Source organism: Modicisalibacter xianhensis, from assembly GCF_900113605.1.
Taxonomy (GTDB): domain Bacteria; phylum Pseudomonadota; class Gammaproteobacteria; order Pseudomonadales; family Halomonadaceae; genus Modicisalibacter; species Modicisalibacter xianhensis.
Window position 1 is genome coordinate 111961 of the sequence record NZ_FOPY01000010.1, and the last position, 11693, is coordinate 123653.

Below are 11693 nucleotides of genomic sequence, written 5' to 3' on the forward strand. Positions count from 1 at the left end.
GGAGGAAATAGCACCATGATGGATGCCAGCAGCGAGTCGCACGCCGTCGAGACCATCGATTTTCTCGACGATCCGCTATGGTACAAGGACGCCGTCATCTACCAGGTGCACGTCAAGTCGTTCTTCGATGCCAACGATGACGGCATCGGGGACTTCAGGGGGCTGATCGAGAAGCTGGATTACATTGTCAGCCTGGGCGTGAACACCATCTGGATTCTGCCGTTCTACCCGTCGCCGAGGCGCGATGACGGCTACGATATTGCCGAATATACCGGCGTCAGCCCCGACTATGGCACGCTCGAGGACGCCCAGCGCTTCATCGCGGAAGCACACAAGCGTGGCCTGCGCGTGATCACCGAACTGGTCATCAACCACACCTCGGATCAGCACGAGTGGTTCCAGCGCGCGCGCCGCGCGCCGCCGGGTTCGCCGGAGCGCGACTTCTACGTGTGGTCGGACAGCGACCAGAAGTATCCCGGCACGCGCATCATCTTCCTGGATACCGAGTCGTCCAACTGGACCTGGGATCCGGTCGCCAATGCCTACTTCTGGCACCGCTTCTATTCCCACCAGCCGGATCTGAACTTCGACAACCCCCAGGTGCTCGACGAAGTGCTCAAGGTCATGGAGTACTGGCTGGACATGGGGGTCGACGGGCTGCGCCTGGATGCGATTCCCTACCTGGTCGAGCGCGAGGGCACCAATAACGAGAACCTGCCCGAGACGCACGACGTACTCAAGAAGATCCGCACGGTGATCGACGAGCGCTATCCGGACCGCATGTTACTGGCCGAGGCCAATCAGTGGCCGGAGGATACGCGGCCCTATTTCGGCGATGGCGACGAATGCCACATGGCGTTTCATTTTCCGCTGATGCCACGGATGTACATGGCGCTGGCCCAGGAAGACCGGTTCCCGATCACCGATATCCTGCGGCAGACGCCGGAGATCCCGCCGACCTGCCAGTGGGCGATCTTCCTGCGCAACCATGACGAACTGACCCTGGAGATGGTCACCGACAAGGAGCGTGACTATCTCTGGAATCATTACGCCGCCGACCGCCGTGCACGTATCAATCTGGGCATCCGGCGTCGCCTGGCACCGCTGCTCGAGCGCGACCGGCGCCGCGTCGAATTGCTCAACAGCCTGCTGCTGTCGATGCCGGGCACGCCGGTGCTCTACTACGGTGACGAGATCGGCATGGGCGATAACATCTACCTGGGCGACCGCGATGGCGTGCGCACCCCGATGCAGTGGTCGATGGACCGCAACGGCGGTTTCTCGAAGGCCGACCCTGCCAAGCTCGTGCTGCCGGCCATCATGGATCCGCTGTACGGTTATCAATCGATCAACGTCGAGGCGCAGGCCCGCGATCCCCACTCGCTGCTCAACAACATGCGCCGGCTGCTGGTGGTGCGTAGCCAGCATCGCGCGTTCAGTCGTGGCACCATGCGTCCGCTGTATCCCCGTAACCGGCACATCCTCGCTTACCTGCGCGAGATGACCCTGGACAATGGCGAGAGCGAGGTGCTGCTGTGCGTGGCCAACGTGGCACGCAACGCCCAGGCGGTGGAACTCGACCTGTCGGCCTTTGCCGGACAGGTGCCGGTGGAAATGGTCGGCGGCAGCGCCTTTCCGCCGATAGGCAACTTGCCCTACCTGCTGACCTTGCCACCCTACGGCTTCTACTGGTTCCTGCTGGCGCCCGAGACCGCCATGCCCGAGTGGCACGTGCCGGCCCCCGAGCCCATGCCGGATTACGTCACGCTGATCATCAAGCGCCATCTGGAGGAGATTCTCGACACGCCGTCACGCGGCATGCTGGAGAACGAGGCCCTGCCCAAGTACCTGCCCAAGCGGCGCTGGTTCGCTGCCAAGCAGGCACGTATCCAGCGGGTCCGTATCCCCTATGCGGTACGCATCGAGGATGCTCAGCACACCATGTTGCTCAGTGAACTCGAGGTTGAGCATTCCCAGGGTACCGAGCGCTACCAGTTGCCGCTGGGCTTTTTGGGCGAGGACGAGCGTGGCGGGGCCATGGCCCAGCAATTGGCGCTGGCACGGGTTCGTCGCGGGCGCGACGTTGGCCTGCTGACCGATGCACTGGGGCTGGACGCCTTTGCCCTGCGCATCCTCGACCTGCTGCGCACCGGGGTCAGCCTGCCCTGTGACGAAGGCGAGATACGCTTCGTGCCAACGCAGGCGCTGAGCGAACTGGAACTGCCCGAGGACGTCGATGTTGCCCATAACAACGTCGAGCAGTCCAACAGTTCGGTGATCATCGGCCACAAGGTGGTGCTCAAGCTGTTCCGGCGTCTGGAGCCGGGGCTGCATCCCGAAGCCGAGATCGGCCATTACCTGAGCGAGCACGGCTTCGCCAACGTGCCGCCGCTCTACGGTGAGGTGGCGCGTCGCAACGTTGACGGCGAGTCGCAGACCCTGATGCTCGTACAGGGCTTCATCGCCAACCAGGGGGATGCCTGGTCATGGACGCGCAACGCCCTCGAGCGTGCGATTCGCGAGGCGAGCGAGGACACCGAGGCCAACCCCGAGGAGGGGGGCTACGGGGCACTCGACGAACTCGAGGTGTTCGCGACGACCCTTGGGCAGCGACTCGGCGAACTGCATCGGGTGCTGGCGTCGCCGAGTGAAAATCCTGACTTTGCTCCGGAACAGGCCGGTGACGCGCACGTGGCTGCGTGGTCGCAGCGGGTTCGAGAACAGGTCGATAAGGCCCTGGGTCTGCTCGAACGGCACAAGAGCAGTGCCGGAGAGGCCGACCAGGCGCTGGCCGAGCGGGTGCTGGCCGAGCGCGATGTCCTGCTGGCTGCCATCGACCCCTTGGCGCAGCAGGCCAAGGGCAGTCTGCTGACCCGCATCCATGGCGACCTGCATCTCGGTCAGGTGCTGGTGGCACACGACGACGCCTACATCATCGACTTCGAGGGTGAGCCAGCGCGCTCGCTGGAAGAACGGCGCGCCAAGGACTGCCCGCTACGCGACGTGGCCGGCATGTTGCGTTCCTTCGATTATGCCGGTGCCAAGCTGGACGAGGCGGCCGCCGGCAAGGCCAGCGACGAAAGCGCGGTCGAAGTGGCGCATGGCGTCGCCGAGCGTTACCTACTGACGAGCCGTCGTGCCTTCCTGACAGCCTACTGGCAGAGTGCCAGCAATATCGCTCACCGCTGGACGGCCAGTGAAGGCGCCAACGCGGCACTGGAATTGTTCGTGCTGGAAAAGACGGCTTATGAAATCGCCTACGAGGCTGCCAATCGCCCCGCCTGGCTGGGTGTGCCGCTGCGCGGACTGGCAGCCATCGTCGACCAACTGTCTACGCGAGGGGCACATGACTGATCTGAACGTCAATATCATCAAGGACGATGCCCTGTGGTTGTCCCCTGACGACGCCGAAGCGCTGGCGCGAGGCACGCACGGCAACCCGTTCGCCCTGCTCGGCGTGCACGCCTGCGGCGATGAGGATGCAGAAAGCTGCCTGCTGCGGGTCTATCTGCCGGGGGCCCTGGGTGTCGACGTGCTCGACCGCGATACCGGCGAGCGTCGCTGCAGCCTGACCGGTATACAGATCCCGGGGCTGTTTGCCGGGCGGTTACCGCATGTGGCGCCCTACCGGCTGCGTATCCGCTGGCCGGGGGGCGAGCAGGAAACCGAGGATCCCTATTCATTCGGACTACTACTCGGCGAGATGGATCTCTACCTGATCGGCGAGGGCAACCACCGCAATCTCGGCCACTGTCTGGGCGCGCAGCCCATGGAGGTGGATGGCGTCTCCGGGGTGCGTTTCGCCGTCTGGGCACCGAATGCCCGGCGCGTCTCGGTGGTCGGGAAATTCAACGCCTGGGATGGGCGGCGTCATGTGATGCGCCTGCGCCACCCCGCTGGTGTCTGGGAGCTATTCGTGCCCCGGCTGGGGCCGGGCGAGGTCTACAAGTACGAGATTCTCGATGCCCACGGCACCCTCGCCCTCAAGGCCGATCCGGTGGCCTTGGCCACCGAGACGCCACCGCACACGTCCTCGGTGGTCGCCGATACCACGCCGTTCGCCTGGCACGATGCCGAGTGGATTGCCCAGCGTGGCGAGCACCAGGCGCCCGATCGGCCGATGAGCATCTATGAGGTACATGCCGCCTCATGGCGCAAGCACGGCGGGCACGACGGCGTGACCTACAGCTGGCGCGATCTGGCCGAGCACCTGATTCCCTATGTGCTCGACATGGGTTTCACGCATGTCGAATTACTGCCGATCATGGAGCATCCGTTCGGTGGTTCCTGGGGCTATCAGCCGTTGGGTCAGTTCGCGCCCAGTGGGCGCTTCGGCAAGCCCGAGGATTTCGCCTATTTCGTGGATGCCTGCCACCAGGCCGGACTGGGGGTCATCCTCGACTGGGTACCGGCGCACTTTCCCACCGACCCGCACGGGCTGGCGCGCTTCGATGGCACGGCACTCTACGAGTACGAGCATCCCTACGAGGGGTTTCACCAGGATTGGAACACCTACATCTATAACCTGGGCCGGCGTGAGGTGCATGGCTTCATGCTGGCCTCGGCACTGCACTGGTTGCGGCACTTCCATATCGATGCGCTGCGTGTGGACGCCGTTGCCTCGATGCTCTACCGCAACTACTCCCGTAACGAGGGAGAGTGGATTCCCAACAGGTACGGTGGCCAGGAAAACCTGGAGGCGATCGAATTTCTGCGCCATCTCAATGAGGTGGTCCACGAGGAAGTGCCGGGGGCCTCGGTGATCGCCGAGGAGTCCACGGCCTGGCCGGGGGTTACCCAGCCGACCCACGATGGCGGCCTGGGATTCGCCTACAAGTGGAACATGGGCTGGATGCACGACACGCTGGAATACATCTCGAAGGACCCGGTCTATCGCTCGTATGCCCATAACGAGCTGACCTTCCCGATGGTCTACGCGTTTTCCGAGAAGTACGTGCTGCCCATCTCCCACGATGAGGTGGTTCATGGCAAGGGCTCGCTGATTGGCAAGATGCCCGGCGACGAGTGGCAGCAGTTCGCCAACCTGCGAGCCTATCTCTCGACCATGTGGACCCAACCCGGCAAGAAACTGCTGTTCATGGGCTGCGAGTTCGGTCAGTGGCGCGAATGGAGTCATGATCGTGAACTCGACTGGTCGCTGCTCGGCGAGCCGCACCATGCTGGCATCCAACGCCTGGTCGGCGATCTTAACCGGTTATACCAGGAGGAGACGCCGCTGCATGAGCGCGACACTGAGCCGGAAGGTTTTGCCTGGGTGGTCGGCGATGACAGTGCCAACAGCGTCTTTGCCTGGCTGCGCTGGAACCTGATCGGCGAGCCGGTACTGGTGGTGGCCAACATGACACCGGTTCCCCGCTACGATTATCGTCTCGGCGTGCCCACCATGGGTCCTTGGGAAGAGATCTTCAACAGCGATGCGGAGCGCTATGGCGGGACCAACCTCGGCAACATGGGACAGATACAGGCCCAGGACACTCCGCTGCATGGGCAGACGGCCAGCGTGTCGTTGACGTTGCCCCCGCTTGGCGTACTGGTGCTTCGCCCCGCAAGCTGATCGAAACCACGCGCCACCGGCAGGTATACCGGTGGCGCGCGTCCCGGCCCGTGCGCCGTTGCGGCCTTGGATTTTCCCCCCTCACACGGCACCCTTGCGGGTAGGACAACGATTGCCGCAGGAGGTGGCATGCCGCTCTCACGAAGGATGGTTCGGACGTGGCCGGTCGCGTTTATGCTGGTCGCGAGTGTATTACTGGTATTGGCATCGAGCCTGCCGGCCCAGGCCCAGGGGGTGTCGTTATCCGGACTCGCTGGGGGCGGCGGGGGAGGTGACGGCGAGCAGCAGACCCAGGTCGACCCCCAGGCGCTGCAAGCCTCGCTCGACCAGGTCATCGCCACGCTGGAAAGCGACGCCCAGCGGGGGGAGCTGCTTGCCAGGCTCAAGGAACTGCGCCAGGCCACCGATACGGTGGCGAGCGGCACGGGAGAGAGCCAGGCGGGGCAAGGAGGGCTGCTCGGTGCCTTGGCCGACTCCTTTACGGAATATGGCGATCAGGCCCAGGCCGGGCAGGCGCCGCTGGATATCTGGACACAGCGGACCTTGCGTGCCGGCGAGGACCTGGAATCGCTGTTTTCCTCCATCAGCCGTGAGGAATTGCTGCGCGTTCTGGCCGAGGCGGCGGTTCTGCTGGGAATTTGGGTTGGCTTGCTGGTCGCGTTGATCGGGGCGGGACGCCTGCTGGCTCGGCGTCATGACTGGCCTAGGATCTTGCCACCCGAGCCACGCGGCTGGATGCTGGTCATGCATTTCCTGCGCAAGGCGTTGCCCTGGATGCTGGCGTTCGCCGTCATGCTGGCCGCGTTGAACTGGCTCGACGTCTCGCAGGCCGCGCGTACCATCGTGCTGGTGGTAGCTTATATCACCATGTGCGGCCGGCTGCTGTCGACGGTGTTCGACGTGGTGATTTCGCTGTTCACACGCGGGCACCGCCGGGTGGCGGTGGCTATCCTCCGCCAGGGGGCGCTGGGCAGATTGTTCCTCATCGGTGCACTGGCCGCCCTGGGCGATGCGGCCAGCAGTGAACGCCTCAGCGAGCAGATGGGGGATGAGCTGGCTGGCTGGGTCTCGGTAACCTGCAACGTGCTTGCAGCTATCATCAGTGGTGGCCTAGTGATCCGCTATCGGCGTCCGGTCAAGCATCTGATCAGCAACCGGCCCTACCCGCAACGCCGTGAGAAGACCACCAGTCAGGAAGTCATCAATGTCATCGGCCGGCTCTGGCATGTACCGGCACTGCTGCTGATCGGCGCCTCGCTGCTGGCAATCTTCTTTTCCGCCGGGGAGGCCGATGGCACCTTCACTCGGGCCATCGTGTGCGCAGCGCTGCTGGTACTGACGCTGGTGATCAATGGCGTCATCCAGCGCCACAGCGAAAAGGCCACGCATCGGCGCCGCAAGTCTCAATACCGGCGTCGCCTGGAGCGCTTTGGCTATACCCTGCTGTATTTCGTGTTCTGGGCGATCTTTGCCGAGCTGTCACTGCGCGTCTGGGGGCTGTCGTTCCTGGGCATTGGTGAAGAAGGCGCAATCAGTGCACGTATCGGTCAAGCACTGCTGGGTGTCGGGACAACGGTACTGCTGGCCTGGCTGGCCTGGATCTTTGCCGACACCGCGATCCAGCGTGCCTTGAACGCTTCGGCACGTTCGCGGGGGCGTCGCGTGCACAGTGCCCGGGCCCAGACCATCACGCCGATGATCCGCAACGCGATCTTCATCACCATCGTGGTGATCGCCTTGATCGTGGGGCTGGCCAACCTTGGCGTCAACGTCACGCCGCTGCTGGCCGGTGCCGGGGTGATCGGCCTGGCCATCGGTTTCGGGGCGCAGACGCTGGTGCAGGACCTGATCACCGGCCTGTTCATTCTCATTGAGGACTCGCTGACCATTGATGATTTCGTCGACGTCGGCGGCCACATGGGGACGGTAGAGCGCCTGAGCCTGCGCACGGTGCGCCTGCGCGACCTGGATGGCATCGTGCACATCATCCCGTTCAGCCAGATCAAGGGGATACAGAACTTCTCGCGTGAATTCGGCATTGCACTGATGCGCATTCATATCCCCCATGACATGAAGATCGATGAAGCCATCGAGCTGATGCGCTCGGTGGCAGATGACCTGCGCAAGGACCCGATGATGCGTCACTACGTCTGGTCGCCATTGGAGGTACAGGGCGTCCAGGCCTTCGAACAAGGGACGGCATTGCTGCGCATCCGCATGCGCACGGCCCCGGTCATGCAGTGGGATGTGGCGCGCGCCTTCAACCTGCGGCTCAAGCAGCGTCTCGACGAGCTGGGGCAGAGCCTGGCCGTGCCTCGCATGAGTGTCACCATGGAAAACGCCGAGCCGGGCGGCGAGTTCCACGAGACCCGGGACGATGCCAGCCAGGGTCCGGTCACACCGCGACGGCATGCATCGATGCAGGGGGCTCAGGGATAGCTTGGCATCATGTTCGTGCCCTGTACCGGGCTAGTGCTTGTGTGCTCAGCCGGCAACAAAGCCCACGGCGAGGGTCGCCGTGGTGATGAGTGCAAACCCGCCCGCGACGATCCACGGAGCATAGCGGCGCCAACGCAGGAAAGTGTCATGCAGCGCCACGGCCTGTGTGACCTTGTGAACCAGGGCTTCGTGACGCGAGTGATCGTTATCCGGGGACATCGAAAAGTCGTTGGCGGCGTTGTCCAGCCAATACTGGCCGTGGGAAAGGCCGAGGCGAGCCCGCAAGCGACCGATATCGCACAGCAGCGCGTGCAGGCGGTCGTACTCCTCGCGGCGTGATTTCACGCCCAGCACGACACTGGCTTCGGCCTTCAAGGCGGTATGCTGGCAAGCCTCGATGGCTGCGGAGATTTCCGTGTCGGAGGCGGCCGGGCTGATGCCCAGGCGTTTATATAAATCGCGCATCTTGCATCAAGTATTCGTAGGCTTTCTGAATCTTCTGGAATCGCATCGATGCCGAGGCGACATCCCGCTCGCCGAGTGCGAAGAAGCGGTCCGGATGGTGGCTCTGCGCCAGGCGCCGGTAGGCTTTCTTGATCTCGCTGCGCGTAGCCGTGGCGTCGAGCCCCAGGATGTCCAGGGCGCGCAAGGCCTTGTCACCATGCGGCCGCTCGTGGCCTTGCCGGGAGCTACCGTGGCTGCGCTCCTGCTGCGAGTGTCGCTGACGCTGTTCGGATTGCGAGCGCTGCTGTTGTCGGGCATGCTCACGCGCCTGCCAGTAGGTCTCGCGGCTGGGGTCGTCTGGACTTTCGAAGGGCTTGCCGGTCACCTCGCGGTACAACTGGGCGAACGGCTGCGGGGCAGTGCCCAGCAGGTCGGCCAGAAAACGCAGGATGTGGTTGGTGGCCGCGGCCAGGGTGCCTTCGGTCACGGCGACCTCGATCGCCTGTCTTAGAAACGGCGAAGCCTGAGCACCCCAACGATCCTTCTGCAACACTTCGGCAGCTAGCTGGATGGCGTCCAGGTCCTGTCGGGCGCCGATGTCGATAATTGCCTGGCAGTCGTGTCCGTGACGCATGCTGGCCGACATGGCGGCGATTCGGTGCCGGTCTGTCTCTGACAGGCTGCCCTTGCTGGCAGCCACCCAGGTCAGCAGGAGCAGGGCAGCCGTATCCGTCTGGTTCCTGCTTTTCAGCAGCAGCAGCTCGAACGGTGAAAAGCGGGTTGTCGCCATGCCTGACTCCGGCAGATTCCAACGTGTTGTTATGCTCAAGGACGCTGAAGTATACCCAATGCCCATGGCATTTGTCGGCAGCCGCTCTTGTGAGAAAAGCGCAACGAAAAGTGCTCGCCAGGGGCTCATTTTCGGCCAATGGCCTTCTATGGCCGATGGCAGGATCATCTACCACTTCTATCGATTCGGGGACCGCCAACAGGGTGATAAGCGTCGAGAAAAAAGATGGCTTCAACGTCAAGATATCGCGGCGACTGCGTGAGGCAACGTCGCACAAGCTGGATATCTACCTTTTCGTGCCCGGCGAACTGGGCCTGAATACCCATGTCGTGCCGGAAAGCGAGTTCTATCACAATGCCATTCACGTCAAGCGTACCTATTACAGCGATACGCATCACCTGCCGCTGGTGCATAGCCGTCTGGCCAGCCGCGGCAAGCTGTCCAGCGAGCAGTACCGTTTGAGCCTCAGCCTGTATGCCTACCAGTACGTGGTCGCCCTGGAAACCTCGACGCGTGAGGTGCTGAACGGCGATGAGGAAACCCGACTCGAGCAGCTCCAGGAACTGGTCGACCTGGCCCTGGGTATCCTCAAGCGGCTGCGGCGTAACACGCCCAGCGACGATGGCATGCTGCAGTACTATGTTAACATCGACAATTACCTCTCGTGGGCTACCGAGCAGCGTCTGTTGTCATTGATCGTCAGCCTGCCGCCCGGCGAGGAGTACCAGTCGGTTCGCGAGCGGTTGCGCGAGATCTGCGAGGCGGAAAGTGCCTACCGCGATGACCAGAACTACAACTCCAGTCATGCCATCCAGGATCCCGAGCGCATGTCCAACAAGATGCGCCTGTTGCGTCGGCTCATCGAGCATCCGGTCACTCTCGGCGCCCAGGTGCAGGAACTCGGCAAGGGCGAAGAGAAGCTGGTCAAGGGTACGGCCACGGCGATCGTCATGATCTTCGTCACGTTGCTGGTGTTGCAGGCGAATCATGTGCTCAGTCACCTGACTACCCTGTTCGTGCTCGTGCTGGCGGTCATCTACGCGCTGCGTGAGGTGTTCAAGGACGACCTGCGCAACACCTTGTGGCGGTGGTTGCGCAAGGGGCGGCCCAAGTGGCGGCGTCACTACTTCGATGCCAATAGTGGCAAGCTTGTCGGCCGTCAGCTCGAGTGGTTCGACTATCAGCGGGTGCATAAGCTCGATGAAGACATCCTCGCGGTGCGACGGGCCAACGTGACCCAGCGCGAGGAGATCGTGCTGCACTACGGCAGCAGTTCACGCATGTCCCCGACCCGCTATTTGAGCGGTTACGAAGAAGTCCGTGAAACCCTGCTGCTCGACCTCGACGTGCTGTCCAGGCTCATGGACAAGGGCGCGCACGATGTCTATCGGCTGGTCGAAGGCGAAGTGGCATGTGAAACGGTCGAGAAGCGCTATCTGGTCAACCTGGTGACCCGACAGGCGCAAGGGGAGCGCCAGGCCACGATCCAGCGCTGGAAGATCATCATGAACCGCTCACGGATCATCGAGATCGAAGCGGTAACCTAGGCCCGCCCGGCGCCCGTAGGCCATGGCGTGCTTGACACACGCTCACACCTGCTACGCTGACAAGAGCGAGCGGATTTCTTTTCCTCGCTCAGCCTAACAGACCAAGGAGGTGTCTCATGAAGGACTCCAAATCGGACAAGACCGAAGGCATGATCGACCGCGCCGCCGGCAAGGCCAAGGAAGCGCTCGGCAAGGCGGGCAAGGATCGTGATACCGAAGCCAAGGGCCAGGCTCAGGCCTCGAAAGGCCATGCCAAGCAGGCCAAGGGGGACTTGAAGGATACCCTGAAGTCAGGCAGCCAGGCCGGTCGGACAGACGATCCGAATCGCAGGTAAAACGTTCGAACGGCGACGGTAACGGCATCGAGCAGGGCAGGGCAAGTTGCCCCTGCCCTTGGCAAGGATGGAAAAGCTCATGTTTGGACATAAGGCGAAGGAGCGCTCACCCGAGCAGCAGGCCGAGTTGGACAGGCAGTGTCAGGGCTTGGCGCTTTATCAGACACAATCCTGCCCGTTCTGCGTCAAGGTACGCCGGGAAATCGACCGGCTGAAGTTGCCTATCGAGTTACGCGACGTGGCTCGCAATCCCGAGTATCGCAGGGAGCAGATCGATAGCACCGGACGCGGCACGGTACCTTGCCTGAAAATTACCGACGAGCAGGGCAAGGCAACGTGGATGTACGAGTCCGAGGATATCAATCGGTATCTGCGGCGTCGTTTCGAATCAACGGATTGAGATAGGCTTGGCCATCGGGCAGGCGATGGTCAAGCTGCATGGGTTGAACTGCAGCCCACTGAAAGTCAATAGCTTCCCTCCCTTTCAGGTCTTTGTTTGACCTGCGACAAAACGCCCCTTTTTGTGTCGCACCGATTACGCGACAATTCGCCGCTCTCTCGAT

Annotated in this window: 8 protein-coding genes; 6 read left to right on the forward strand and 2 right to left on the reverse strand. The window is 62.8% G+C overall.

Annotated elements, in window-relative coordinates; genetic code table 11:
* Positions 1-15: 15 nt before the first annotated feature.
* The 3 genes from treS (at position 16) to BM194_RS13180 (ending at position 8014) form a co-directional block, all read left to right on the forward strand.
* Positions 16-3354 carry a maltose alpha-D-glucosyltransferase gene (gene treS, locus BM194_RS13170; RefSeq protein WP_092847554.1) on the forward strand — a complete coding sequence of 1113 codons (3339 nt, stop codon included), beginning with the start codon at positions 16-18 and terminating at the stop codon, positions 3352-3354.
* The gene (glgB, locus tag BM194_RS13175; protein ID WP_092847435.1) at positions 3347-5575 is read left to right on the forward strand and encodes a 1,4-alpha-glucan branching protein GlgB; all 2229 of its coding nucleotides are present in this window, start codon (positions 3347-3349) and stop codon (positions 5573-5575) included. Before treS ends, glgB begins: the two co-directional genes overlap by 8 nt.
* Before the next feature lie 129 nt (positions 5576-5704).
* The gene (locus tag BM194_RS13180; protein WP_092847437.1) at positions 5705-8014 is read left to right on the forward strand and encodes a mechanosensitive ion channel family protein; all 2310 of its coding nucleotides are present in this window, start codon (positions 5705-5707) and stop codon (positions 8012-8014) included.
* 45 nt (positions 8015-8059) lie between these two features.
* Here BM194_RS13180 and BM194_RS13185 read toward each other — a convergent pair whose 3' ends face one another.
* Both BM194_RS13185 and BM194_RS13190 read right to left on the reverse strand, forming a co-directional pair.
* The gene (locus BM194_RS13185; protein ID WP_092847439.1) at positions 8060-8479 is read right to left on the reverse strand and encodes a J domain-containing protein; all 420 of its coding nucleotides are present in this window, start codon (positions 8477-8479) and stop codon (positions 8060-8062) included.
* A complete protein-coding gene (locus BM194_RS13190) occupies positions 8463-9248 on the reverse strand; it encodes a J domain-containing protein (protein WP_092847441.1) in 786 nt (261 codons plus the stop codon). The genes BM194_RS13185 and BM194_RS13190 overlap by 17 nt, the downstream gene beginning before the upstream one ends.
* Before the next feature lie 203 nt (positions 9249-9451).
* On the opposite strand from BM194_RS13190, the gene BM194_RS13195 reads away from it, so the two are divergent.
* From BM194_RS13195 to BM194_RS13205, 3 genes are all read left to right on the forward strand, one after another.
* Complete coding sequence (locus BM194_RS13195; protein WP_092847442.1) at positions 9452-10795, forward strand: hypothetical protein; 1344 nt, start codon at positions 9452-9454, stop codon at positions 10793-10795.
* 116 nt (positions 10796-10911) lie between these two features.
* On the forward strand, positions 10912-11130 hold the full coding sequence (locus tag BM194_RS13200) for a CsbD family protein (protein ID WP_092847444.1): 219 nt from the start codon (positions 10912-10914) through the stop codon (positions 11128-11130).
* Between the two features lie 79 nt (positions 11131-11209).
* On the forward strand, positions 11210-11530 hold the full coding sequence (locus BM194_RS13205; protein ID WP_177223414.1) for a glutaredoxin family protein: 321 nt from the start codon (positions 11210-11212) through the stop codon (positions 11528-11530).
* Positions 11531-11693 lie beyond the last annotated feature (163 nt).

What these genes read in the sequence shown, in the direction of transcription:
- BM194_RS13180 (WP_092847437.1), top strand. Translation starts at nt 5,705, where the DNA reads ATGCCGCTCTCACGAAGGATGGTTCGGACGTGGCCGGTCGCGTTTATG.
- BM194_RS13205 (WP_177223414.1), top strand. Translation starts at nt 11,210, where the DNA reads ATGTTTGGACATAAGGCGAAGGAGCGCTCACCCGAGCAGCAGGCCGAG.
- BM194_RS13190 (WP_092847441.1), bottom strand. Translation starts at nt 9,248, where the DNA reads ATGGCGACAACCCGCTTTTCACCGTTCGAGCTGCTGCTGCTGAAAAGC.
- BM194_RS13200 (WP_092847444.1), top strand. Translation starts at nt 10,912, where the DNA reads ATGAAGGACTCCAAATCGGACAAGACCGAAGGCATGATCGACCGCGCC.
- glgB (WP_092847435.1), top strand. Translation starts at nt 3,347, where the DNA reads ATGACTGATCTGAACGTCAATATCATCAAGGACGATGCCCTGTGGTTG.
- BM194_RS13185 (WP_092847439.1), bottom strand. Translation starts at nt 8,479, where the DNA reads ATGCGCGATTTATATAAACGCCTGGGCATCAGCCCGGCCGCCTCCGAC.
- treS (WP_092847554.1), top strand. Translation starts at nt 16, where the DNA reads ATGATGGATGCCAGCAGCGAGTCGCACGCCGTCGAGACCATCGATTTT.